The organism is Sessilibacter sp. MAH3, assembly GCF_054658275.1.
On sequence record NZ_BAAGIE010000014.1, the window covers coordinates 18,590 to 43,282 of the forward strand.

Annotated in this window: 22 protein-coding genes and 1 pseudogene; 19 read left to right on the forward strand and 4 right to left on the reverse strand. The window is 43.6% G+C overall.

The window, feature by feature from the left end; all coding sequences use genetic code 11:
* Nucleotides 1-65 precede the first annotated feature (65 nt).
* Nucleotides 66-683 (reverse strand): guanylate kinase, encoded by a 618-nt coding sequence (gmk, locus tag ACYQ2C_RS10240; protein WP_460049070.1) that lies wholly within the window; start codon nt 681-683, stop codon nt 66-68.
* Nucleotides 684-922: 239 nt separating this feature from the next.
* Here gmk and ACYQ2C_RS10245 point away from each other — a divergent pair, with 239 nt between their 5' ends.
* The 6 genes from ACYQ2C_RS10245 (at nt 923) to ACYQ2C_RS10270 (ending at nt 8,843) form a co-directional block, all read left to right on the forward strand.
* Nucleotides 923-2,125: a hypothetical protein gene (locus ACYQ2C_RS10245; RefSeq protein WP_460102297.1), complete on the forward strand. Its 1,203-nt coding sequence runs from the start codon at nt 923-925 to the stop codon at nt 2,123-2,125.
* Nucleotides 2,126-2,212: 87 nt separating this feature from the next.
* A complete protein-coding gene (locus ACYQ2C_RS10250; RefSeq protein ID WP_460049067.1) occupies nt 2,213-2,833 on the forward strand; it encodes a DUF502 domain-containing protein in 621 nt (206 codons plus the stop codon).
* A 540-nt stretch (nt 2,834-3,373) separates the two neighbouring features.
* Nucleotides 3,374-5,845, forward strand: coding sequence for a bifunctional diguanylate cyclase/phosphodiesterase (locus tag ACYQ2C_RS10255; RefSeq protein ID WP_460102302.1), 2,472 nt, complete (start codon nt 3,374-3,376; stop codon nt 5,843-5,845).
* Nucleotides 5,846-6,220: 375 nt separating this feature from the next.
* A complete protein-coding gene (locus tag ACYQ2C_RS10260) occupies nt 6,221-6,844 on the forward strand; it encodes a hypothetical protein (protein WP_460102306.1) in 624 nt (207 codons plus the stop codon).
* Between the two features lie 247 nt (nt 6,845-7,091).
* Complete coding sequence (locus tag ACYQ2C_RS10265; RefSeq protein ID WP_460102308.1) at nt 7,092-8,198, forward strand: tRNA-uridine aminocarboxypropyltransferase; 1,107 nt, start codon at nt 7,092-7,094, stop codon at nt 8,196-8,198.
* Nucleotides 8,199-8,600: 402 nt separating this feature from the next.
* Complete coding sequence (locus ACYQ2C_RS10270; RefSeq protein ID WP_460049060.1) at nt 8,601-8,843, forward strand: superinfection immunity protein; 243 nt, start codon at nt 8,601-8,603, stop codon at nt 8,841-8,843.
* A 165-nt stretch (nt 8,844-9,008) separates the two neighbouring features.
* On the opposite strand, the gene ACYQ2C_RS10275 is transcribed toward ACYQ2C_RS10270, so the two are convergent.
* Nucleotides 9,009-9,290: a hypothetical protein gene (locus ACYQ2C_RS10275; RefSeq protein ID WP_460102310.1), complete on the reverse strand. Its 282-nt coding sequence runs from the start codon at nt 9,288-9,290 to the stop codon at nt 9,009-9,011.
* A gap of 384 nt (nt 9,291-9,674) precedes the next feature.
* Here ACYQ2C_RS10275 and ACYQ2C_RS10280 point away from each other — a divergent pair.
* The 10 genes and pseudogenes from ACYQ2C_RS10280 to ACYQ2C_RS10325 all read left to right on the forward strand — a co-directional run.
* Nucleotides 9,675-9,818 (forward strand): annotated as a pseudogene (locus ACYQ2C_RS10280) (helix-turn-helix domain-containing protein); the annotation flags it as partial.
* 9 nt (nt 9,819-9,827) lie between these two features.
* Nucleotides 9,828-12,362, forward strand: coding sequence for a type I restriction-modification system subunit M (locus tag ACYQ2C_RS10285; protein WP_460102312.1), 2,535 nt, complete (start codon nt 9,828-9,830; stop codon nt 12,360-12,362).
* Entirely contained in the window at nt 12,359-13,774 is a 1,416-nt protein-coding gene (locus tag ACYQ2C_RS10290; protein WP_460102316.1) for a restriction endonuclease subunit S, read from the forward strand. Before ACYQ2C_RS10285 ends, ACYQ2C_RS10290 begins: the two co-directional genes overlap by 4 nt.
* On the forward strand, nt 13,771-14,040 hold the full coding sequence (locus tag ACYQ2C_RS10295) for a hypothetical protein (protein WP_460102318.1): 270 nt from the start codon (nt 13,771-13,773) through the stop codon (nt 14,038-14,040). The genes ACYQ2C_RS10290 and ACYQ2C_RS10295 overlap by 4 nt, the downstream gene beginning before the upstream one ends.
* Nucleotides 14,013-14,348 carry a DarT ssDNA thymidine ADP-ribosyltransferase family protein gene (locus tag ACYQ2C_RS10300; RefSeq protein ID WP_460102320.1) on the forward strand — a complete coding sequence of 112 codons (336 nt, stop codon included), beginning with the start codon at nt 14,013-14,015 and terminating at the stop codon, nt 14,346-14,348. Before ACYQ2C_RS10295 ends, ACYQ2C_RS10300 begins: the two co-directional genes overlap by 28 nt.
* 10 nt (nt 14,349-14,358) lie before the next feature.
* Nucleotides 14,359-14,667 carry a DUF4433 domain-containing protein gene (locus ACYQ2C_RS10305; protein ID WP_460102322.1) on the forward strand — a complete coding sequence of 103 codons (309 nt, stop codon included), beginning with the start codon at nt 14,359-14,361 and terminating at the stop codon, nt 14,665-14,667.
* The gene (gene darG, locus ACYQ2C_RS10310; protein ID WP_460102324.1) at nt 14,667-15,737 is read left to right on the forward strand and encodes a type II toxin-antitoxin system antitoxin DNA ADP-ribosyl glycohydrolase DarG; all 1,071 of its coding nucleotides are present in this window, start codon (nt 14,667-14,669) and stop codon (nt 15,735-15,737) included. The genes ACYQ2C_RS10305 and darG overlap by 1 nt, the downstream gene beginning before the upstream one ends.
* A 13-nt stretch (nt 15,738-15,750) precedes the next feature.
* Complete coding sequence (locus ACYQ2C_RS10315) at nt 15,751-18,843, forward strand: type I restriction endonuclease subunit R (RefSeq protein WP_460102326.1); 3,093 nt, start codon at nt 15,751-15,753, stop codon at nt 18,841-18,843.
* Nucleotides 18,844-18,877: 34 nt separating this feature from the next.
* Nucleotides 18,878-19,591, forward strand: a complete 714-nt coding sequence (locus tag ACYQ2C_RS10320; protein WP_460102329.1) for a M48 family metallopeptidase — start codon at nt 18,878-18,880, stop codon at nt 19,589-19,591.
* A 144-nt stretch (nt 19,592-19,735) separates the two neighbouring features.
* Nucleotides 19,736-20,158: an ImmA/IrrE family metallo-endopeptidase gene (locus tag ACYQ2C_RS10325; RefSeq protein ID WP_460102431.1), complete on the forward strand. Its 423-nt coding sequence runs from the start codon at nt 19,736-19,738 to the stop codon at nt 20,156-20,158.
* 151 nt (nt 20,159-20,309) lie between these two features.
* Here ACYQ2C_RS10325 and ACYQ2C_RS10330 read toward each other — a convergent pair whose 3' ends face one another.
* Nucleotides 20,310-21,173, reverse strand: coding sequence for a YicC/YloC family endoribonuclease (locus tag ACYQ2C_RS10330; protein ID WP_460049054.1), 864 nt, complete (start codon nt 21,171-21,173; stop codon nt 20,310-20,312).
* Between the two features lie 257 nt (nt 21,174-21,430).
* On the opposite strand from ACYQ2C_RS10330, the gene rph reads away from it, so the two are divergent.
* Nucleotides 21,431-22,156 (forward strand): ribonuclease PH, encoded by a 726-nt coding sequence (gene rph, locus ACYQ2C_RS10335; protein WP_460049052.1) that lies wholly within the window; start codon nt 21,431-21,433, stop codon nt 22,154-22,156.
* A 279-nt stretch (nt 22,157-22,435) separates the two neighbouring features.
* On the opposite strand, the gene ACYQ2C_RS10340 is transcribed toward rph, so the two are convergent.
* Nucleotides 22,436-23,206, reverse strand: a complete 771-nt coding sequence (locus ACYQ2C_RS10340; RefSeq protein WP_460102332.1) for an exodeoxyribonuclease III — start codon at nt 23,204-23,206, stop codon at nt 22,436-22,438.
* 97 nt (nt 23,207-23,303) lie between these two features.
* On the opposite strand from ACYQ2C_RS10340, the gene pyrE reads away from it, so the two are divergent.
* Nucleotides 23,304-23,951, forward strand: coding sequence for an orotate phosphoribosyltransferase (gene pyrE / locus ACYQ2C_RS10345; protein ID WP_460049049.1), 648 nt, complete (start codon nt 23,304-23,306; stop codon nt 23,949-23,951).
* A gap of 5 nt (nt 23,952-23,956) precedes the next feature.
* Nucleotides 23,957-24,625 carry a hypothetical protein gene (locus tag ACYQ2C_RS10350; RefSeq protein ID WP_460049048.1) on the forward strand — a complete coding sequence of 223 codons (669 nt, stop codon included), beginning with the start codon at nt 23,957-23,959 and terminating at the stop codon, nt 24,623-24,625.
* Nucleotides 24,626-24,693: the final 68 nt, after the last annotated feature.

Genomic DNA, 24,693 nt, shown 5'->3' on the forward strand with positions numbered 1-24,693 from the left:
TGGATCAGCTTGGTTTAGCTGAATACTGGAAACGAAAAGGCGGCGATTGTAAAAAATTTGATCGTCTAGGACAACAGTTTCTGCAATTGCTCGCCGTGTTTCGCTTGCTGGTTATCTAAAGTGAGCCTTTGTGCGGTAATAATGGACTTAAGTTCGCTTAAAGCAAGATCAAATTGTTCATTAATGACAACATAGTCGGCTTCTATATAGTGACTCATTTCAGCGACCGCTTCGTTCATTCTTTTAGCAATGATGTCATCGCCATCCTGCCCGCGTGCACGCAGGCGAGATTCTAATTCTTCAATAGAAGGCGGAACGATAAAAATACCCACCGTATCTGGAAAAATCTGTCTGACTTGATCAGCGCCTTGCCAGTCGATTTCTAAGATAACATCCAAGCCTGCATTTAACGCATCTTCGACGGAAGCTTTTGCCGTACCGTAACAGTTGCCAAAAACTTGGGCGTGCTCTAAAAATTCGTCGCGCTCGACCATTTCTTGAAACCGCGATGCATCAACAAAATGATAATTGATACCATCGATTTCGCCGGGGCGTTTTGCTCGGGTGGTGTGTGACACACTTACAGTAACGTCGGCGGTAGATTCGATCAGGGCTTTAACCAAACTGGTCTTGCCTGCTCCAGAAGGAGCCGATACCGTGTAGAGTGTGCCTCGGGTAGTCATTAAGACCTCTTATTCGTTCGTTGCTTGTGTCGATAGTGGTTTTACGCCATGAGCATAAAAACGCAAAGATGCTATTGCAAAAAAGCCTCTGTGCGTAAAAAAAGAGCGCATCCTACCCTTGTCACCAAGAAATACAACCTTTCGATGCGGTAAGAGTCTCGGTGTCTATTTACTTACAGCTTAGAGTGGAAACCGACACTTGACGATGGTTTGCTGAAAATACCGGTTGGGATCAGGTTGTGGGTAAAAATCAACCCAATGACGGCTCACCTTCTATTAACAAAGGTTTTATTAACAACGGTTTTATTAACAAAGGTTTGGATATGAAATTACTGATGCCTTTGGCGAAGAACCAAGCGCGCCAACATAAATCGCTCAATCGCCTTTGGCAAAAAGTAAAAACACAAGCGCGGTTAATCGAACACATTGAAACCACGCTGGCGGCTATTCATTCGCGTTATTTCGCAGAAATTTACGAAATCGAGTGCCAAGTGTTAATACCGGTACGAGAAAAGCTGGTCCTTCGTCTCACCGAGTTTATGGGACGCAAGTCTTTGTCTCATTGGCATCGTCAAGAACTGGCCGATTGGATCAGCCTAGAAATTGATACCATCGCGTTACTGAGCGAACAGAAAGCGTACGAATTAACGACATCGTATAACCGAGCTGTCGCGCAGCTGTTTCCCGATTTAAAAGACGATCCCATTGATGACCCATTTGTTGAAACTGAAAGTGGTATTGATCGAAATAAAGCCTCTTTGGAAGATCTTATAGATACCTATCGAGAGTTTATTCCTGAGTCTGTGTTAGAAGAAATTCTGAATGAACTCAACGAAAAATTTTTGGATGCAGCATCGCACGACGGTAACGAACCCTTTGATGTTCTGGAACATTCATCCTCGACAGACCTAGACGACCTTTGGCTGAAAAAAATATTCCGTAGAGTTGCCAATACACTTCATCCCGATAAAGAAAAAGATCCGAAATTGCGCCAACAAAAGCAACATTTGATGGTTAAGCTAACTAATGCCCGAGATAACAACGATGTTGCCACTATCATCGATTTATTTATGGAGCACATTGGCGAGTTGGATACCGAAAAATACGGCCTTTCGGTAACCGATTTAATGCAAAAATTACAAGAACAGTTGCACGACTTAGCGCTGAAAAAAGACGCCTTAATTCATCGCAGCGCAATGCAACATTATTTATACAGCAGTTTTTACGATAAAACCGACGCGAAGATCGATAAAAAATTCACTCTGTACAAAGACGGTATCGAAAGTATTGAATATGCGTTACATGATCTGTTGGATTATTTAAAAAACTTAGATCGCTTGAAAGAAATTTTAGCGAAAAGAGAAAAACAAAAAGCGTTGATGTTGGTCGATGATTTCTTCCCCGGATTTCATGGCAAGGATATTGATGGTATTTTCAATTAAACGCCATAAAAGAGGGTTTAATTAAAAGTACGTTTTAGAAATCTTTAATCAAAAACAAGAACATTGAGTGATAGGCGTTATTATACGATGCAAAAATTATTGACCTACGTTGTACAAGGATTGATTACGGTATTGCCGTTAGCGCTCACGCTCTACGCAATTTATTGGGTGATTGTTACTCTTGAAGTGTTAATTCGAAAACTATTAATCAACATTATGCCTGAGCAATGGTACTTTCCGGGAATTGGTGTAACCACAGGTATCGTGCTGATTTTTATTGTCGGGTTGGTAATGAATATGTACGGCGCTCGCTATTTGGTGAGTGTTGGTGACAGAGTGATACAAAAAATCCCTCTGGTAAAATCTATTTATGCGTCAATCAGTGACATTATTACGGTATTTAATATTGGTAAAAACAGCGATTTAAGTGCGGTTGTTAGTGTGGATATGGGCAATGGTTTTCATCAAATTGGCTTTGTCACCGGTGAGAATACCGGCAAGCGCTTGTATCCTAATGAAGACAGAATTGGTGTTTATCTGCCAATGAGTTATCAGATCGGTGGCTTTACCATGTATATGAGTCGAGACAAGCTGACGCCACTGAATATATCCATTGAAGAAGCAATGCGCATTACTCTAACCGGAGGCGCCCAAGCGAAAGAAATAGAAGCCTTTCATTTAACACCAGAAGCTGCTAAACCTAAATAACAGCGCTAGATGCTTTCATGAATTATTGAGTTTAATTTGATTTATTAGAAGCGTTGATTAATTATTTTATGATTGAATCAGAGGGCAAAAATTAACAATGCGAATTGCCATTGTTCACAATTATAATCATTACTGTTCATGCAATTGGCGAGACATCTTTTTGTTGCCAGAAGCTCTAGATAAAAAACTTTAGGTAAAGAAACTCTAAGACAAACGAACTCTAAGATAAACGAACTTCAGATAAACGTACGCTCGGTAAATAAGAGTTTTCAATGCATTGATAAAGAGAAACCCAGCTCACTTCTAGATAAATAAATCAGATATACAGATCATGCGAAATTACTGATATTCATAAATATCGATTTTTATTTAAACCGTTGTAGCGTTTATTTGTAAAAATAGTTTTTAATAGCAAGACTAGCTGTTTACATCGGTTAATTGAATTAATTCTTATAAAAATGGCGTTTATTCTGCGTTAGCAAGCCATTTGCTCGCCTATACTTTTTATCGTAATCGATAAACCTTGTATCTGAGCGCATCATGGCATTTTTGCGACTAGTTTCTCCTGAGGAGCTTCAGGGCACCCTATTTGTCGGGCATCACGAGTATGCATTGTGCGCAGTGGGCGTTCTTCTGGCAATTTTTGCCTCCGCAGTTTTGCTTCCCGCTACCCATAGATACCGCAATACCAGCGGTGTTTGGCGCCATTTTTGGCTGATATTTGGCGCTGTAGCCATGGGCACCGGAATCTGGGCGATGCATTTTACCTCAATGCTCGCCTACAACATGCCAATGCCGGTAACCTACGATCCAGTCATTACCGCTATCTCAGTTTTTCCAGCTATCTTTGCCAGCGGCGTGTGCATCTGGCTCTATAACCCGCGACAACTCAGTGTTGAATTGATTAATACCTCTGCTCTGGTGCTAGCGGCGGGTATTGGAGCTATGCATTTTATTGGTATGGAAGGCCTAGTTGTAAATGCGGAGATGTACTACAAACCACTTCTGCTGGTGATGTCGATATTTTCTGCCTATCTATTGGCCTTAATTGGCTTATTAACCTATTGCGACAGCAACAACTTGAAGACCATGCACGGCAAAATACGGCTGCTTGGCAGTAGCATAATATTAGGACTTGCTGTCAGTGGCATGCACACCATTGCTATGAGCGCGACCTATTTTCGAGTCGATACTCATATGCCATTAAATGAAATCATCAGTGCGCCCTACCCTTTAGTAATTGCTGTTGTGGGCGGCTCGTTGATTGTATTGGTTCTGTTGGTGGTGAGTATTTTAATCAATAAACGGATGGACGAACTTACGCAATCGCTTATGAAAAGTGAATTGCGATTTGCTCGACTGGCCGAAAGTACTCAAATGGCGATTTTTATTTACAATGAAAAACAGATTTTATACGCAAATAACGCGTTAACCACTATTACAGGCCTAAGTGAAGAGAAATTAAAACACAGTTCTATTGAGTCGGTATTTGGGAAATCTTTCGCTACCTTCTCTGCCGATGTACTGAAATCACCAAAAAAAGTCGGCCGAATTTTTCGACAGCAATTTAAAATTGAGCGCCAAGACGGCTCCATTTGCTGGGTTTATTTCAGTATTACCCTTGAGAAAGAAGATCAAGACTGGGTTGGTTTAGCCAGTGGTTGTGATATTACCGAGCAAAAAATTGCCGAATACAATTTCCGAGATCTTGCCTATCACGATTCATTGACCCAACTTGCCAATCGCACCATGTTTATCGATCGCTTAGATCACCATCTGCAATTAATTAAGCGTGGCAATTTACAGATCAATTCCTGTGTTTTACTCATCGATCTTGATAATTTTAAAGTAATTAATGATACCTTGGGCCACGGTGTTGGCGATAAATTATTAGTCGCGGTTGCGAAGCGACTGAAAAAAGTCGTGCGTTCTAGCGATACCGTTGCCAGGCTCGGTGGTGATGAATTTGTCATGTTGTACGAAGGCATGACGCACGGATTAGACGTGCAAGTTGTGGTTGAAAAAGTGGTCGCGCAGTTTAAATCGCCAATAGATTTGGGCGATCGCGCGATGGAGATCTCGTTGAGCGTCGGCGTTTTACCCATTGTGCCGGTGGCCTATCAACACTCTGACGACGTATTACGTGATGCCGATATCGCGCTCTATCGAGCAAAAAATATAACCGGATCTTACTGGGTTATTTTCGACGAAGTGCTTGATGCAACATCGCGAAGAATGCGCCAGTTACAGATAGAACTCAAAGATGCCGTTAAAAATGGTGATTTACAATTCTATTTGCAGCCTATTATCGATGCCAAATTCAGAAAAATCGCCGGTTTTGAATCCTTAGCTCGTTGGCAACGTCGCAATGGTGAATGGATTTCTCCGGCGGAATTTATTCCGCTTGCTGAGCGTTCGGCTTGTGTTTCAGGAATTAGCATTTTAGCAGTACGTCGTGCGGCAGTGCAGCTTGAACAATGGAATAAAATTCGTGGAAAAAAAGACATTTATATCAGTGTTAATATTGCTGCTATATCCATCGACGATGAAGAGTTTTTTAACGAAGTTTCTTATGTTTACAAAAAATACCATTTAGCGCGCGGTCAAATTCGATTGGAATTAACCGAGCACATGATTATGTCCAACGCCGAAAAAATGGTGTCAAAGCTGCACGAACTTATCGAAATCGGCTGCCAAATTATGTTGGATGATTTTGGTACCGGTTATTCTTCGTTAGCCTATTTGCATCGACTGCCTATTCAAACCGTTAAAATTGATCGCAGTTTTATTGCTAACCTGAGTGAAGATAAGCACAAAATGGCCATAGTAAAATCAATTATTGCGCTGGCAGAAAATCTAAAAATGCAGGTTATTTCTGAGGGTGTAGAAACAGAATTTCAATCCAATCAATTACTTGCATTGGGCTGCCCAGTCATGCAAGGTTTTTTATACGCGCGGCCAATGCCGGCACTGGATGCGAGTAATTTTTTAACCAAAGAACATTTCAATTAAGAATAAATAAATAAAGAAATGATTTTGGTGGTTATTTAAAGAAACCACCGATTAACTCATCCATGATTTAATTGGTGGGAAGAAACTGACACCACAATTTTCTATCTCATCACAATCACTTACCGCCCTTGAAATTGCCGATACTTCTTTGTATTGCTGGACGCTCTAGTGAAATCCCGGCATCTTAAAATCTTTAATAATCGTTCTTTAATATATTACGCAGTTTTAATGAACATATAATCGTCCTTGAAATTCTCTGTAATGGAATTGCCTCTTCCGCTGGTTTATACTGAACTCGCCTTCACAAGCTTCCCGCTTAAGATTCACGAAAATTAAGTCATTTTTATTTCTGTCTGATATAAAGAGGATAGGTTCGTGAGCGAGTTTATTGATAAATTACTGCATTCATTTCACAGTCCGCTTTCTGCCATTTTATTAGTTATTGGCATCGCGTTAATTTTTATGGGATTAACCGACGGTATTCCCGTGAATGGTGAGATAACCTTGTCGACACAAGAAAACTTTGAGTGCGCCTCTTTAGCGATTGGCATTTTAGCGGTAGGTCTGTCGATAGTGGTGTATTACAAACCGCCGATAATTATGTCGCACGGCGGTTCTCATGATCGAAATACAGCTTCTCAAGCCAGTGAAACAACTCAGCCATTATTTTCGCAAATTGACGCAATGGCGCCAGAGCTAACAATGTCTTGGTTGCAAAAAAGAGACTTTATTAGTGGTTCGCAGAAAAAATTACTGAGCTTTGTTGAAACAAGAAACTCGGTAAATTATATTTCTCTAGCGCAAGAGTTTTCGGATATAGCCAACAGTGAACTGTATTATCGGCTTGAGCAATTACGACTTTTAGGCTTTATTGTTTGCCACCGTATGGGTAATGATGCTAACGACGTAGCCTCGATATTTTTCAGGCCCAGTGAAGAATATCAAAAAGAATTAAATCAATGGGTTAATGCATCCAACACTTTGTACGTTAATTCTTAAATGGAGTTTAAAATATTATCGGAAATTCTGGTTAACTCATCCCTGCTTTAATCAGAGAACAGAAATTGAAAATATGATTGCTAATTTCTTCACAATTTTAATCACATACCGTTCTTGAAATTAGCGACTCATCTTTGTGTAGAGAAACTTTAGATTAATCAGAGCTTCCTATAATTAATCCAAAAAAACCTTGAGGTTGGTGTATTCTATAGCTCGATTTTAAACGTTAATATATTGAGTTCCTGTTTTGTCGATCACCTCATCTTTGTTAGATTCAACCATTCACACATGGTTGTCCTTGCCTTATAAGACCTTTTCCCGCGAAGAATCTGTAACCGAAAACGCCGTTCATTGCGACTGTGGCGGTTTTGTGCGGTTATTGTTTCAAGCGCTTCAGCTAAAATATCCATTCTGCGTGTTGCGTCCTAAGGCTGTGCATTATTTTTCAGTGCTGCAAGAAATCGGCAGCAATAAAATAACGCAATTAAAACCCGGGCACCTTTTGGCCTGGCGGAAGCAAATGCTTCCCAAAAGTGGCGATACCGGCCATATCGTTTTAATAACTGCAGAACCGACTCTTGTGGGTAATAATCACTTTCGCGTCGAAATTGTTGATGCCACCCAAAAACAACAAGGGTTATCGCAACGATTTTTGGAATTATTCACCGATGAAGATTCTGTCATTATTGGTGTTCGCCTTCATAGCGAAGAGACAAAAATTAAACGCGCGCCTATCTACCATTGCGACCTTTTACAGACCCGATACTGTTGGGGATGCGCTCTGCCCAAGAGCGTTTGCTCATGCGCCGTTATAGAGCCACGATCGCCTGCCCCAAACTTTGTGATCTTACGCCATCCTAAAGAACGCAAACGAACTCTTTCGACGGTTTCGCTGATTAAACAACGCTATCCAACCACTTTGGTACTTGATGGCGAACAGTTTTCGCCGCTGCGCATGAATAATTTATTGCTGTTGTTTCCAAGTCAGCAATCTTTAGAGTGGCAACCCAATAGTGAAAGTGGTGAAAGTAGTAATCATGTCGAGAAGTCATCCGAACCCACTTTGATTCTGCTCGATGCAACCTGGAAAAAAGCCAAGAAAATGCTGCATCTTAACTCTTGGCTACAAACGCTTGAACATGTCGCGTTGAGCCCAGATTTTATGTCTCGCTATCTGTTGCGCAAAATACCCAACGTTCAAGGTTTATCGACCCTTGAAGCCTACGCCGTTGCCGCAAAAGACCCCGAACTCGCTCAAACCTTGGAGCCATTTATGGCCAAGCACATTGAGCTGATGGGTGTCGAAAGGTATCAACAAAACTATCAATCGCACCTTAATTACGAAAACTCTTAACCAAACTTATTTCGTAAGCCTATATTGGTAAGTCTCTGAAATCACAGAAGAAATAAAAATTGCGTCTATTATCAAATCCGTTCAAATTGGAACCACTAACTGTGAATCGCCCCTCAAAACGTCAAATCCTGTTTTAATAGATCACATTGATCTTAAATCAAGGGTAGGTTCATTATTCTTCCGAATAATGAATTACTCTATAATCACGGGCGTGCAAGCCTGCGCTTTAAGCGCAATAACTGCTTTGGAACGATCATTTTCATCGTGGCGGTGAGTGAAATTTGAAACTTTCTTGAAGGTTTTATGTGAACCCTTGGGGTTAAGGTTCTTCCAAGTGAAAGCCTATGGGGCAACCCCAACATCTACGGACGGCGTGGATTTACTGTTTTTTCGTGAGAGTTTATGTCTGCATTTATTACCGAACACAAAACATTGTTAATGATCCTATTGCCGATTTTTTTAGTGGGTTATTTCTTACCAACCATCATCAGCTTTGTTTTAAAAGGCGAACAAAAATCCAAAATCTTCTTCGCCAACCTAATCTCTGGAATCTCATGGTTCGCTTGGTTTAGCGTACTGTTTTGGGCGATTCGAGGATCAAAATCCGTATCGAACAACAACGACGAAAAAACCATCGCTGAATAACCGCCCTAAAAGATAAGCAGTTGCATAAACACAACTGCTTACCTCTCCCAAGTTTCTAGTTTAGTAGCTCCCGTCTTACAGAACGATCCACAGAAGCCTTCTGCAAGCCAGCCCCAAGTAAGCCTGAATGTTGGAAGGTTGACCTCGATATTACAGGCAAAGTATTTACCACCGCTGTGGTAAATACTGTGTGAAATACAAAGGCATAACGATATTGGTTTGCTCTAACATTGATGAGCCTTGTGTGCCAGTTAGCTTAAACGTTTTATTTGGCGAACATTTCTCAATGTAGGATGCCAGCGATTTTGCTCTTGTGCGTTTACCACTTTTTACTTCGACAGGGACGATATCACCTTCATCGGTCGCCAAAATAAATTCGATTTCGGCGCGCGCGTCATTCCATGAATAACTTGGTTCAACGCCAATCGCAGTGAGCTCTTGCTGCACAAAGTTTTCAGCTGCCTAGGTTGCTTAGCATTACTATTTCCCGCCAATTAAGATTCTTAACAGTCTACGCCTTAATCTGATTAACACTTTTATGCGCGTAAAAGTGAGCAAAACTACATTTTAATGCGCATAAAAATGTATTTGTGTTCTGGCTGAATATAAAGCAGCCGATCAAGGCGCAAGGCTGGCTGCCCCAAAACGTCCGCAGACCTATGCGCTGTGCTCAGTGGAATAATCATAATCGTGGTAGGTTAAGTAACAGTGATAAAATCCCAAGTTTACGGTTAAAAAACAACTTGAAGAGCATAATTGGCTCTTACCTAGCCTGTTCAACAGAAGAGAAAAATGCGCATTAGCGACGTGATGTGAGAAACCGGCCTAAGCCGTACCACCGTCACGCTACTTTATAAAGAAACCGCGCTCAAGGTGGACTTAGAGGCGCTCGATAAGCTGTGCGAGTTATTCGACTGCGAGTTAAACCAATTATTGGAACATATTCCGGCCAAAAGCCAGACGATGAAAGATTAAGGAACCCAAATGGCCATTAAGAAAAACGAACTTTACTCTTCCCTTTGGGCCAGCTGCGATGAGCTCCGCGGCGGCATGGATGCCAGCCAGTACAAAGACTATGTGCTGACCATGCTGTTTATGAAGTACGTGTCTGATAAATACAAAGGCGACCCTTACGGCATGATTGTGGTGCCGCAAGGTGCCAGCTTTGACGATATGGTTGCGCTGAAAGGCGACAAAGAAATCGGCGATAAAATCAACATGGTCATTAACGCGTTGGCCGAAGAAAACGACCTCAAAGGTGTGATAGACGTTGCCGACTTTAACGATGAAGACAAGCTTGGCAAAGGCAAAGAGATGGTTGACCGCCTAGGTAAACTAGTCGGCATTTTTGAAGGGCTAAACCTTGGCGATAATCGCGCCGATGGTGATGACCTGCTGGGCGATGCCTATGAATACCTCATGCGCCACTTTGCAACAGAATCGGGTAAATCTAAAGGACAGTTTTATACACCATCAGAAGTGTCGCGCATCCTTTCAAAAGTGATTGGTATTGATGGCAACACCTCGCAAGATGCCACCGTGTATGACCCAACTTGTGGTTCTGGTTCGCTCTTGCTGAAAGCCAGTGACGAAGCGCCGCGAGGCTTAAGTATTTTTGGCCAAGAAATGGACAACGCCACCAGTGCCTTGGCGCGCATGAACATGATCTTGCATAACAACGCCACCGCTAAAATCTGGAAAGGCAACACCATTGCCGATCCACAATGGAAAGAGGCAGATGCAAATGGCAAGTCGCAATTAAAAACCTTCGATTTTGCTGTAGCCAACCCACCGTTTTCAAATAAAAATTGGACCAGCGGCATTAACCCGAACGACGACGAATTTGGCCGGTTCAGTTGGGGTATTCCGCCGGAGAAAAACGGCGACTACACCTTTTTACTGCACATCATTAAAAGTTTAAAAAGCACGGGTAAAGGCGCTGTCATTCTGCCCCACGGTGTTTTGTTCCGTGGCAATGCCGAAGCGCGTATTCGTGAAAACCTGATTAAGCAAGGTTACATCAAAGGCATTATTGGCTTACCTGCGAACCTGTTTTACGGCACCGGCATTCCTGCTTGTATTATCGTCATCGACAAAGAGCACGCGAAGCAAAGAGCCCTCAGTGCCACTGGCGAAGCCAGTGATAAACATGGCATTTTTATGGTCGATGCTAGCAAAGGTTTTATCAAAGACGGCAATAAAAATCGCCTGCGCAGCCAGGATATTCATAAAATCGTCGATGTCTTTACCAAGCAGCTAGAATTACCGCGCTACTCGCGTTTGGTACCGCTCAGTGAAATCGCCGGTAACGACTACAACCTGAATATTCCCCGTTATATCGACTCCAGCGAACCAGAAGATCTACACGATTTAAGTGCCCACCTGCAAGGCGGTATCCCAAACCGTGATATCGATGCCTTAGAGCGTTACTGGCAAGTCTTCCCGAGTATTCGGGCAAGCCTATTCAAGCCCGCGCGTGAAGGCTACAGCGAAGCCTTGGTCAAAGCCTCTGAGGTAAAAAGCACCATTCTGAACCATGACGAGTTTAAAACTTTTGCTGCGCAAAGCCTTGAACCCTTTACCGAGTGGGTGCAGCGCTCAAACCTGCAAGGCATTGCATTTGGCGAGGCCGAATCGCTGTCTCCTGGCGATCCGGCATACCGTCCATCCATGGACATAACTCCCAAACAGATTATTCACCGCATCAGCGAAGATCTGTTGCAAAGCTATGCACAAACGCCTCTGCTCAGCAAGTACGACATCTACCAGATCCTGATGGACTACTGGGCAGATAGCATGCAAGACGATGTGTACGTGCTGGTGCAAGACGGCTGGCAAGCCGGCAAAGTGCTGCGCGAGTTAGTCGTCAAGAAAGGTGAGAAGCTCAAAGAAACGCCTGATTTAGTGATTGGCAAAGCCAAATACAAAGCTGAACTTATCCCCCCGGCGTTAATCGTGACGCGGTTTTTCGCCGCTGAACAAGCCAAAGTGGATAACCTGCAAAGCGCGCTGGATAGTGCCAGCCAAGAGCTAGAAACCTTCCTTGAGGAAAACTCTTCATCTGGCTCCGGCGGTGGCGAAGACGGTTTACTGAATGATGCGCTAAACGATAAAGACAAAGTCACCAAAGCCACGGTCACAGCGCGTTTGAAAATCGCCACCGACTCGGATGAAAAAGCCGCCCTAAAACAAGCCAAAAAGCTGTTTGATGTCGAAGCCGATGCCAAAAAAGCCCTAAAAGAAGCGCAAGATGCGCTCGATTTAGCGGTATGTAAGCAATACCCAAAACTCAGCATCGAAGAGATCAAATCCCTGATTGTGAACGACAAATGGCTGGCAACGCTTGAAAGCAATATCGTCGCCGAAATCGAGCGCGTTACCCAGCAACTGGCCAATCGCGTCAAAGAGTTGGAAGAACGCTACAGCGAGCCACTGCCTGCCCTTACCCAATCGGTAGATAACCTGAGCGATAAAGTTGCGAGTCACCTAAAAGCCATGGGCTTGGAGTGGGCGCTATGACAAATTTTTCGGGAGAAAATTTGAACGCCGCTTGCGGCGGCCCGCAGGGCGGAGGCATGGATAGCCGACGTAATGGAGTAGCTGAAATAAGTCCAAAGTATCTGGCGGATGTAGCTACGAATGGTGTTCCTGTCGGCTATAAGCAAACGGAAGTTGGAGAGATTCCAGAAGACTGGCAGGTAACCACTGTAGGTAAAGTGGTGTCTATCACAACAGGCAATAAGAATACGCAGGATAAAGTTGTTGATGGGCTTTATCCGTTTTTTGTGCGCTCTCAACAGGTTGAAAGGATTAACACCTATTCGTTTGATGGAGAAGGTGTATTGACCGCTGGTGATGGCGTAGGTACAGGTAAGATCTTTCACCATATAGATGGGAAGTTCGATTTTCATCAAAGAGTGTATTTAATGTACAACTTTGGTGATGAATTGGATGGCTACTATTTTTACATCTATTTCAGCAATAACTTCTATGATCGAATAATGTCGATGACTGCAAAGTCATCAGTCGATTCGGTTCGCCGTGAAATGATTGCTGATATGTTGATGGTTATGCCGCTAAAGGCAGAACAAACCGCCATTGCCAATGCCCTATCCGATGTCGATGCGCTAATCAGCGAGCTGGAAAAACTGATCGCCAAAAAACAGGCCATCAAAACCGCCACCATGCAACAACTCCTCACCGGTCGCACCCGTCTGCCGCAGTTTGCATTGCATAAAGATGGTACACCCAAAGGTACCAAGCCAAGTGAGTTGGGGGAGATCCCGGAGGATTGGGTAGCTGGTTATACGAAAGAACTTATCGGGAAAATGACTAGTGGCCTATCTCGTCGCTTAGCCGATAATGACATTGGTATGCCTGTACTTATCTCTGGGAATATACAAAATTACAAGTTAGAGACTGATAATTTAAAGTATTGGTATAAAAATGATCCACAAGGCGCAAATACCGATGATTATGTACTGAACGATGGTGACATTCTACTTTGCTTCATTAATAGCCTGTCTCAAATAGGTAAGCCATGCATTTTCAGAGATATTGGAAGACCTACAATTTATACAACAAACTTATTTAGAATCGTAATCTCAGATAATAGCAATAGCGTGTTTGCATATTATTTATTTAGCACAGAATATTTTCAGAAAAACTTACAGACTATTGCAAAGATCGCGGTCAATCAGGCTTCATTTACAAAACCTGACTTTTTGAATAGTAAAATAGTTTATCCTCCATCAAAAGAAGAACAAACTGCCATCGCCACCATCCTCTCCGATATGGATGCAGATATTCAGGCGCTGCAACAACGTCTCGACAAAACCCGCCAAATCAAACAAGGCATGATGCAAGAGTTGTTAACGGGTAAGACGAGGTTGGTAAAACCGGAGAGCGCGGCATTAGGAGCGGTCAAATGAAGTGTGCCAATAAACCATCCTTGGTGCAGGGTTCCAGCCGCGCCTTCCGTGGCGCGTCGTTCGCACCTGAAAAAGCAGTGCTTTTTCTCGCTACGCGACCGGTGCTCACCCTCTCCGATATGGACGAAGAGATTCAGGCTTTGGAACAACGCCTTAGCAAAACCCGCCAAATCAAACAAGGCATGATGCAGGAGCTACTGACGGGTAAGACGCGCTTGGTGCAACCGCAGGAGCCGCAATGGATTACAATTACAGCCAAACCCTAAATCCACAGAAAGCGCTGATCTGGCGTATTGTTCATCGAGATAATATCCCGTGGATTTTGGACAATGGCCTTTATTGCGGTAATAGCCAGGTTAGGTCTCCCCATTGGGTGCCTATTGGTAATCCAGAGTTAACAGATAAAAGAGCGTCTCATCCTGTACCTGCCGGTGCTGGCGGCTTTTTAAATGATTACGTTCCGTTTTACTTCACGCCTTTTTCTCCCATGATGAAGAATATTCACAGCGGATATGGTGGTATTCAACAGCGGCCCAACGATGAAATCGTGATTCTTGTATCTAATTTTGCGTAGGGTTCAGGCTTTGGGTTTACCCTTTGTTTTTTCGGATGGTCATGCTTATTACGCTTGGTCGAATTATTACACCGATTTAGCCGACCTTGAGAAGATCGATTGGCCAATATTGCAGGCTCGATACTTCAGGCGCGACCCTAATGATCTGGCTAAATTTGAGCGCTATCAGGCTGAAGCTTTAATCCACAAGCATTGCCCTGTAGAAGCACTCGACGGTATGGTTTGTTACACTGAAAAAACGAAAAATATACTGGACAACTGGTTAGCCGAGCGAGGTTTAAACTTACCGGTTTATGCAAGAACAGGGTGGTATTTCTGATGATTCATTACACACAAGGTAATTTGCTGGAAGCCGATGTGGATGCATTGGTTAACACGGTTAATACCGTGGGCGTGATGGGTAAGGGTATCGCTTTGATGTTTAAAGAGCGTTTCCCCAACAATATGCAAACCTATGCCAGGGCATGTAAAGCGGGTGAGGTGGTTACAGGGGAGATGTTTGTTACGCAAACCGGTGAGCTGATGGGGCCACGGTGGATTGTGAATTTCCCGACGAAACAGCATTGGCGTGCAAAATCCAAGATGGAATGGATAGAAGATGGTCTGGCTGATTTACGCCGTTTTATTGTCGAGAATAATGTACGATCAATTGCCATCCCGCCTCTAGGAGCGGGCAATGGCGGGCTTACCTGGGATGATGTTAAACCAAAAATTGAACAGACTTTGGTTGGCCTTGAGAAGGTCGACATCTGGATTTACGAACCAACGATCAAATACCAGAATGTTGCAAAAAAATCAGGGGTGAACAAACTTACACCGGCTCGTGCGCTAGTAGCAGAGCTTATACGGCGGTATTGGATATTGGGCATGGAGTGCAGTTTGCTTGAAATCCAAAAACTGGCTTGGTTCTTACAGCGGGTCGTTGAAGCGCAAGGTTTAACGAATGAACTAAAGCTTAAATTTAAAGCTAACAATTACGGTCCTTATGCTAATAATCTCGATCACCTTTTAAATGCACTGGATGGCAGTTATTTAAAGTCAGATAAGCGCATTCCTGATTGCGATCCTTTAGATGTTATTGCCTTTAATGATGCTAAAAAAAGGCAAGTTGAAGTGTTTTTAAATAGTGAAGGTAAAGAGTTTTTACCTGCTTTAGAAAAAGCCAGCGAAATTATTGATGGCTTCGAATCACCGTTTGGAATGGAGCTGCTGTCTACTGTGGACTGGCTGCTGGTGAATGAAGGATGTGAGGCAACACTGGAATCTATCAAAGATGGTATTGCGAATTGGCCAGCGGGGGAAAAATGGGCTAAACGTAAACTTGCTTTGTTTGACGATAAAAGTCTGCAAATAGCTATTGATAGGTTATGTTCTGTGACACTTACTTAAAAAGGATTTTAATGTGTCTGTTGTTGGTCAACTTGAGCGGGCTACTCAAAACCGCATCGTGCAGTTTTTTCAAACTGATTTAGGTTATCGCTATTTAGGTGGTTGGCAAGATCGCGCTAATAATAAAAATATTGAAGCGGATATCCTCGTTGCTTGGTTAAAAAAGCGCGGTATCAGCGAGACGTTGATCAATCGTGCTATTCGCCAATTGGATACGGCAGCGGCACTCGGAGAAGGTAAAAAGCTCTATTACGCCAACAAAGAGGTTTATCGCCTGTTGCGTTACGGCGTGAAAGACAAAGAAGGCGCTGGCCATCTCAACGAAACCGTGTGGCTGATTGACTGGAAGAACCCAGAAGCGAACGATTTTGCCATTGCTGAAGAGGTGTCTATTAAGGGTGAGAACAAGAAGCGCCCAGACATAGTGCTGTATGTTAATGGTATCGCGCTGGGTGTGATTGAGCTGAAGCGCTCCTCGGTGTCTGTCTCTGAAGGTATTCGCCAGAACCTCGATAACCAGAAGAAAGATTTTATTCGTAACTTCTTTACGAGTATCCAGTTGGTGATGGCGGGTAACGACACCCAAGGTTTGCGCTACAGCACCATTGAAACCCCTGAAAAACACTACCTTGAGTGGAAGGAAGATTGCACTAGCTCTTATCACTACAAGCTCGACTTTCATCTTAGCCGCATATGTAATAAAGCGCGTTTTTTACAGATTATCCACGATTTTATTGTTTTTGATGCCGGTATAAAAAAGACCTGTCGTCACAATCAGTTCTTTGGTATTGAAGCGGCAAAACACCATATCGCAAGACGAGAAGGCGGTATTATTTGGCATACCCAAGGTTCTGGCAAAAGTCTCACCATGGTATGGCTGGCGAAATGGATACGTGAAAATGTCAAAGACGCCCGTGTATTGATAGTGACCGATCGTACAGAGCTGGACGAACAGATTGAAAAAGTGTTCACCGGTGTTGACGAAGATATTTATCGCACCAAAAGTGGTGCTGATTTGGTGGCGACGCTGAATCAACCCAACCCTTGGTTGGTTTGCTCTTTAGTACATAAATTTGGTCGGCAATCTGATTCGGAAAACGATGCCGCTACGGATGAATTTATTGCCGAGTTAAAAAAATCCCTACCATCGGACTTTAAAGCCAAAGGCGATTTGTTTGTGTTTGTGGACGAGTGTCACCGTACGCAATCGGGAAAGTTGCACGAGGCGATGAAATCCATCCTGCCAGAAGCCATGTTTGTTGGCTTCACCGGCACCCCGCTGATGAAGAAAGACAAGAAAAAATCGGTTGAGGTGTTTGGTGCTTATATCCATACCTATAAGTTTGATGAAGCCGTAGCCGATGGCGTGGTGCTCGATTTACGCTACGAAGCACGAGACATTGACCAAAACGTCACTTCGCAGAAAAAGGTTGATGAATGGTTTGAAGCCAAAACTCGCGGCCTATCTCGATTAGCTAAAACCCAGTTGAAGCAGAAATGGGGCACCATGCAAAAGGTGCTATCCAGTAAATCGCGTTTGCAGCAGATTGTGAATGATATTTTGCTGGATATGGACACCAAGCCACGTTTGATGGATGGCTACGGCAATGCCATGTTGGTCTGCGCCAGCGTCTATCAGGCTTGTAAAGCCTACGAGATGTTCAGCCAAACGGATTTAGCCGGTAAGGTTGCTATTGTCACCAGTTTCCAGCCAACCGCTGCGAGTATTAAAGGGGAAGAAACCGGTGAGGGTTTAACGGAAAAACTCTTTAAGTACGACGTTTACCGTAAGATGCTCGCGAATTACTTCGAGCAACCGGAGGACAAAGCCGCAAAGCGCGTTGAAGAGTTTGAAAAAGAAGTTAAAAAGCAATTTATTGATGAGCCAGGGCAAATGCGTTTACTGATCGTGGTCGATAAGCTGCTTACTGGCTTTGACGCCCCTTCGGCTACCTATTTGTATCTCGACAAACAGATGGCTGATCATAACCTGTTTCAGGCCATTTGCCGGGTGAATCGTTTGGATGGTGATGATAAAGAGTACGGTTACATCATCGATTACAAAGATCTGTTCCGCTCGTTGGATAAAGCGATTTCTGATTACACGCAAGGCGCATTTGATGGTTACGACAAGGAAGATGTTGCAGGACTGCTGAAAGATCGTTTAGAGCAGGCCAAGCTTGATTTGGATAATGCTCTGGAAATGGTGCGAGCCTTGTGTGAGCCGGTAAAAGCGCCACGTAACACGGAAGACTACATTCATTATTTTTGTGGTAAGTCTGGTCTGAACCAAGACGAGCTCACCGAGAAAGAAGCACTGCGTTTAACGCTTTATCAGAACGTCGTCAAACTGCTGCGAGCGTTTGCCAATATAGCCAATGAAATGCCTGATGCAGGTTATTCCGCGCAAGATGTAGACTCGATTAGATCAGAAGTTGCCCATTTTGAAAAAGTCCGTGACGAAGTCAAACTGGCCAGTGGTGATTTGGTAGAAATGAAACGCTTTGAGCCTGCCATGCGCCACTTGTTAGATATGTATATTCGCGCGGATGATAGCGAAGTACTGATGGATTTCGAAGAGCTAGGGCTAATTGAACTTATCGTTGAAAAAGGTGCTGATGCTGTGGAGGCTTTGCCTGAGAGTATTCGCAAGAATCAGGAAGCTATGTCCGAAACCATCGAAAATAACGTGCGCAAAACTATCGTCGATGAAAACCCGGTAAACCCCAAGTATTACGAGCAAATGTCAGTGCTTTTGGATGAGCTGATTGAGCTTCGTCGCCAAAAAGCCATTGACTATCAAGAGTATCTTGAAAAAATTCGCGAGCTATCTCGTAAGGTGATCAGTCCTGAGCAGACAGCGTCTAACTATCCGTCATCGATGGACTCCAACCCCAAACGCGCGTTTTACGATAACTTTGGTCAAGATGAACTACTGGCCACAAAAATTGATACGGCTATTCGCTATACCAAAAAAGCGGACTGGGTGGGAGATCGTTTCAAGGAGCGAGAAATTGCTAATGCGGTGCGAGAAGAAACGGCGGGTTATGACGTGGATATTCAGGGCGTAATGGAATTGGCGAAAGCGCAAAAAGACTATTTATGAATGAAAGATTATTTATGAATAAAGAAAAATATTAATGCCTAAGGTAGAAATTGGTTCTATTACGATGCAGCTAAATCGTAAGGCGATTAAAAACCTTCATATCAGCGTGTTGCCACCTGATGGGCGTGTGCGTGTTTCTGCTCCTGAATCTATGACAGAAACCGCAATCCGTATGGCAGTGGTCAGTCGTATCCCTTGGATTAAGAAACAGCAAAGTGATTTTGCCAAACAGCCTCGCCAATCTGATCGAGAAATGGTCGGTGGTGAGTGTCATTACCTGTGGGGCAGGCGTTATCGGCTTAACCTGATTGAGCGTTCAGGAAGGCATGAAATCAAGCTAGGTCGTGGTCGGTTACATTTATATGTCAATACTGCAACAACGCTTGAGAACAAGGCTCTAGTACTGAGTTCGTATTACCGAGATGTACTTAAAGCAAGAATCTCTGAGTTATTGCCTGTTTGGGAGGATAAGATCGGCGTTACCGCTGCCGATTGGGGAGTCAAAAAGATGAAAACTAAATGGGGGAGCTGCAATACTCAGGCAAAAAGAATTTGGTTAAATTTAGAGCTCGCGAAAAAGCCCCCCGAATGTCTAGAGTACATACTGGTCCATGAATTGGTGCATCTGCTAGAACGTAATCATAATGAGCAATTTAAGGCTCACATGGATAGATTGCTGCCTGATTGGCGAGAGCGTCGTGATTTGTTAAACCGAATGCCTTTAGCACACAACAATTGGATTTATTAAAGTGTTGTTTAATGCAGGTGAACTGGGCCATTAACGGGTATAGCTGATCATTTTGCCGTTTCGTTTTCTGTTGTCTTTTCTTAAACCACTCAGTAACAAACCCGTACATGATTTGCCTATTTCCTTTGGCGAATTAGTCAGCCAATTGTTGTAGTGTCTTCTCATTGGCCTGGTTGTCGCCAGCGGTTTACCTTGGCACATGAGCTTGGTCATCTTGTTTTACATGGTTTGTTAGATGAATCCATCGACGAAGAGATGGCCTGCAATCGCTTTGCTTCAGCGTTTTTATTGCCAGACATAGGGATTTTTCAGCATTTAGGAGAGCGACGTTCAAACATAGATCCTAAAGAGCTGTATTTTTTGAAACATGAATATGGGCTAAGCATGACAGCTTGCTTGTATCATAGTGCCGACCTTAGTGTGATCACCGAAGAGAAAAAACGGCAAATATTTATTCGGTTCTCAAAAAACGGTTGGCGAAAGCAAGAGCCTGGGAATCCTTATCCACAAGAACAGACATTATTGTTTGAGCAGTTGGTTTATCGTGCATTGGCAGAGGCTGTGTAAATGTATTTGTTGCTCCAATCCTTGAGTCGGTTCTGATTCTTTCTATTCTTTTTTCCATTAGTGCTCAAATAATTGCGGCAAAAACAAAAAAAGCCCTGAATTTATAAGCAAATAACAGGGCTTTTAAGGCATTTTTGGAGAGGTGGAAAAACTACTCAATATTCTGCACTTGTTCGCGCATTTGTTCGATTAAGACTTTAAGTTCCACCGCCGTTTGGGTGGTGTCGCTAACGGTGGCTTTTGATGAGAGTGTGTTGGCTTCGCGATTGAGTTCTTGCATTAAGAAGTCGAGTCGGCGACCAACGGGTTTTTTCTGTTTTAGGCAGTTTTGCACTTCTTTAACGTGGGTTTCTAGTCGGTCGAGCTCTTCGTCGACGTCGGATTTTTGCGCGAGATACACTAATTCTTGTTCGAGGCGATCTTGGTCGATTTCAACTTGCAGTGCTGCAAGTTTATCGAGCAATTTTTGACGCTGATTTTCTTTGATTAACGGCAATGCTTCGCGGGTTTGGGCGACTAATTCCGATATTTTTACCAAACGCTGGGAAATGTGTTTTTGTAATTCGTCGCCTTCGCGCGCACGTTGTTGAATTAAATCATCGACGGCTTTATCGAAACTTTTTAGAGCGTCGTTTTTGACTGCTTCAAAGTCGGTTTCAGATTCAATAATAACGCCCGGCCACTGCATAATTTGCATGGGATTTACGGAGGCGGTTTTACCCATTAATTGATTGATTTCTTCGCAGGCATTGATGACCTGTTGGGCAAGTTCACGGTCGATGTGAATGGATTGTTGCTGACTGATTTTTTGCAGTTGCAGGCTGACTTCTATTTTGCCGCGGGCAATTTTTTCTCTTAATACTTCGCGTAATTGTGGTTCTAAGACGCGTAGTGTGTCTGGTAACCGAAAATGCGCTTCGAGATAACGATGATTAATGCTGCGTATTTCCCAAGTCAGGCTGGCCCATTCAAAGGTATTTTGTTGGCGAGCGAAGCCGGTCATGCTGTGGGTCATTGTCAGTCCTTCTGTTGGGCTCAATGAGAGAGTGTTATCCAAAATGAATATGCCGAGGGTTTTTTATAGTGCGCGATAAAATAGGCGCAAGCTTCTAGTCGGCTGGATTACGAATTAATATTTCATGGTATCACAAGGTGGGTTAGTTATAATCCGGGCCAGAAGAATTTGTGCGTACAGTTTTGATTCAATTTAAATAAAACAATTATTTAGCCGCAAATTTATACTTGTTACCGGTGCACAGGAGAGAATTTTCAATGCAGAGACCCAGTGGTCGTTTGGCCGATCAATTAAGAGATATCACATTTACACGTAATTATACCAAGCACGCAGAAGGTTCTGTGCTAGTTGAGTTTGGCGATACCAAGGTGCTTTGTACCGCGACCGTTGAAGAAGGTGTGCCTCGTTTTATGCGCGGTGAAGGCCGCGGCTGGATTACCGCAGAATACGGCATGTTGCCGCGCTCTACCGGAACGCGCATGGACCGAGAGGCCGCACGTGGTAAGCAAGGCGGTAGAACGGTGGAGATTCAGCGTTTAATTGGTCGATCACTGCGTGCAGCAGCCAATCTAGAGGCGTTGGGCGAAAACACTATTTTGGTTGATTGCGATGTTATTCAAGCCGATGGCGGTACTCGAACCGCTTCTATCACCGGTGCTTGTGTTGCAATCATGGATGCGCTTGCCGTGCTTGAGAGCCGTGGTTTATTAAAAGGTGTTGTACTCGATAAATTAGTAGCAGCGGTTTCGGTTGGTATTTACGAAGGCGAAGTGGTGCTTGATTTGGATTACCCTGAAGACAGTAACGCCCAAGCCGATATGAACATTGTTATGTGTGAAGGCGGCGGCTTAATTGAGGTTCAAGGAACCGCCGAAGAAAATCCATTCACAGGTGATGAGTTTGCGCAGATGCTAGCAATTGCAAAAAGCGGTATTGAATCCCTGCACGGATTACAGCGAGCAGCATTGGCCGAATCTATTTAGCGAAATCTATTTAAGAGTTGGTGTTGGTAATAAAAAAGCCCGAAGAGCTGAATAAGTTCTTCGGGCTTTTTTTGTTTATTTATTCAGCCATTATTTTGTTTATTCAAGAATGACTTGTTAAATTTTTGAGTAATACAGCTTTTATGAAAGCATAATTTTGTTAAGAATTCAGAAATTAAAACTTGAATCAACGACCATCACGGTAATTATTTGGTTGAATACACGAAACTGAGATTTGTTTTTGAGTGTTTGTTTGAAAATTTCGATGCCTTTAAGCTGTTACAATTCGATATCGTAATCAATAATTACAGGTAGGTGTGATGAGAACGTACGGTTTTTATAAATAACGCCGTATTCAACACGTGAGCGTAGTTCGTCGGAAACCACCTGTAGGTCGGTTCTCCAGCCGTCGCCTTTACCTACTTCACCCTGTGGCCACCAGGTGTATTCATCGGGATCGCGGTTGGCGCAACGGAAGGCATCGGTATAGCCAATTTGTGTGAACAATTGGTCCATCCAAAGGCGTTCGTGTTCCAAAAAGCCTGCGTTATTTTCGTTGGCTCGTGCGTTTTCAACGTCTGCTGTTTTGTGAGCCATTTGCCAATTGCCGCAAAAAATAAAAGCGCGGCGCTTACGCGTGATTTTGTGCAGATGGGCTTGCAGGTCGTCGAAGAATTTTATTTTTACTTCAAGCGATTCAAGTTCGGTGTTGGCGCTAGGAGCTAATAATGAGCCAATGGATATGTGTTCAAAATCCGCCTGCAAATAGCGGCCTTCCATATCAACACCGCTGCTAAAACCTAAGCCGTAAATTAAGGCTTTAGGCTGATGGCGCGAGTAGATGGCAACGCCGTTGTAGTGTTTGATTCCAGAATCAAAAAAATACGCGTTGTAGCCCTTTGGGTGGAAAATGTCGTGGTCGAGTTCGTGCTCCAGCGCTCGCAAGTCTTGTAGGCATACGATATCCGCGTCTTGCTCGGACAACCACTCGTATAGACCGCGTTGGGCGGCTTGGTGAATGCCGTCCACGCTCAAACTGATTATTCGCATATTCGCCCCTTGATGATGGACTGTGTATGATAACGACGTTTAGACAATTTTGTTAGTTAGTTGCCGTTTATTCCTGATTTAATTAGGTATTCTTTACATGCTTCAGTACCAAAAAGATTTCATTGAGTTAGCCATCAAACATAAAGCCTTAAGTTTTGGGGAATTTACCCTAAAATCTGGCCGTAAAAGCCCCTACTTTTTTAATGCCGGGCAATTTAAAACCGGTTCTGCTTTGGCAAGTTTAGGGCGATTTTACGCTCAAGCGTTGGTTAACTCGGGAGTTGAAATAGATTTAGTGTTTGGCCCTGCTTACAAAGGTATTCCTTTGGCTGCGGTAACCGCTGGTGCTTTATACGATCAGCATCAACTCGATCTACCTTATAGCTTCAACCGTAAAGAAGCCAAAGATCACGGTGAAGGCGGCACTATTGTTGGTTCTGAGCTTAAAGGTCGGGTATTAATTGTCGACGATGTGATTACCGCCGGAACGGCAGTGCGCGAAGTGATGTCTATGATTTCATCAGCCGGTGCAACACCCGGTGCAGTCTTGATTGGTTTAAATCGTCAAGAACGAGGTCAAGGTACACTCAGTGCCATTGAAGAAATCGAACAGGAATATAAGATTCCGGTCATAAGTATTGTTAATTTAGATTCAATTGTTGAGTATTTAAGTCAATCATCAGAGCAAGAGTCGCAGTTACTTGAGCGAGTAAAAGCCTACAGAGCAGAATTTGGAGTGAGTTAATTTATATGGAACGCGTCATCAACACATTTGATCAAGTCTTGAAGTTTATGCTTCGAGCAGGCGGTCGAAGTCTGTGGCTGGTGACTTGGATGTCTTTTGGGCTCATTGGATTATCAGCCTCTGCACAGCAACAACAACCGTTGTTTTACCGCTATGTTAATGACGATGGTATTAAAGTATTAGAGCAATCAATACCGCCCGAATACGCACAACGCGGTTATGAAGTAGTCAACGTCAATGGCGATGTCGTTAGAATTGTCAAAGCAAGTTTAACGGAAGAAGAACTGGCGGCGCGTGATCGTCAACGTAAACTGGAAGAGTGGGATAAAGCATTGCTCACTCGCTACAGTACGGTTTCAGATGTGCGAGCTGCGAAAAAGCGTCGTTTAGGGGAAATTAATACCTATATTGCGATTTTACGCGGCAATATTCTCAATCTTGATTCACAAATCGCGCGCGAACAAAGCAAAGCCGCCGACAGCGAACGCGCAGGCTTAGATGTACCCGAGGTGATCTTGATTAACATTCAGAACTTCCGCAACGAAAAACGCTCTGCTGAAGAGCAGATTGATCTTCGGCGTGAAGAATATGAGAGTGTTGCCGAGCAGTTTGATCGAGATATTGCCCGCTTTGAGGACATTTTGCAGCGTCGTGAGCAGGCACAGCGCAATTAATTTTCTGTTGCGAACTGTGCCGTCAATTTTTAACCATTACGCTGGTTGGTCGATAAATGGCTAATCGA

Bases quoted from the DNA above. Each gene is read 5' to 3' on its own strand.
- ACYQ2C_RS10290 (WP_460102316.1), top strand. From the start codon at position 12,359: ATGACAAATTTTTCGGGAGAAAATTTGAACGCCGCTTGCGGCGGCCCG.
- rph (WP_460049052.1), top strand. From the start codon at position 21,431: ATGCAGAGACCCAGTGGTCGTTTGGCCGATCAATTAAGAGATATCACA.
- ACYQ2C_RS10285 (WP_460102312.1), top strand. From the start codon at position 9,828: ATGGCCATTAAGAAAAACGAACTTTACTCTTCCCTTTGGGCCAGCTGC.
- ACYQ2C_RS10270 (WP_460049060.1), top strand. From the start codon at position 8,601: ATGTCTGCATTTATTACCGAACACAAAACATTGTTAATGATCCTATTG.
- ACYQ2C_RS10350 (WP_460049048.1), top strand. From the start codon at position 23,957: ATGGAACGCGTCATCAACACATTTGATCAAGTCTTGAAGTTTATGCTT.
- ACYQ2C_RS10340 (WP_460102332.1), bottom strand. From the start codon at position 23,206: ATGCGAATAATCAGTTTGAGCGTGGACGGCATTCACCAAGCCGCCCAA.
- ACYQ2C_RS10250 (WP_460049067.1), top strand. From the start codon at position 2,213: ATGCAAAAATTATTGACCTACGTTGTACAAGGATTGATTACGGTATTG.
- ACYQ2C_RS10300 (WP_460102320.1), top strand. From the start codon at position 14,013: ATGGATTACAATTACAGCCAAACCCTAAATCCACAGAAAGCGCTGATC.
- darG (WP_460102324.1), top strand. From the start codon at position 14,667: ATGATTCATTACACACAAGGTAATTTGCTGGAAGCCGATGTGGATGCA.
- ACYQ2C_RS10330 (WP_460049054.1), bottom strand. From the start codon at position 21,173: ATGACCCACAGCATGACCGGCTTCGCTCGCCAACAAAATACCTTTGAA.
- pyrE (WP_460049049.1), top strand. From the start codon at position 23,304: ATGCTTCAGTACCAAAAAGATTTCATTGAGTTAGCCATCAAACATAAA.
- ACYQ2C_RS10295 (WP_460102318.1), top strand. From the start codon at position 13,771: ATGAAGTGTGCCAATAAACCATCCTTGGTGCAGGGTTCCAGCCGCGCC.
- ACYQ2C_RS10320 (WP_460102329.1), top strand. From the start codon at position 18,878: ATGCCTAAGGTAGAAATTGGTTCTATTACGATGCAGCTAAATCGTAAG.
- gmk (WP_460049070.1), bottom strand. From the start codon at position 683: ATGACTACCCGAGGCACACTCTACACGGTATCGGCTCCTTCTGGAGCA.
- ACYQ2C_RS10255 (WP_460102302.1), top strand. From the start codon at position 3,374: ATGGCATTTTTGCGACTAGTTTCTCCTGAGGAGCTTCAGGGCACCCTA.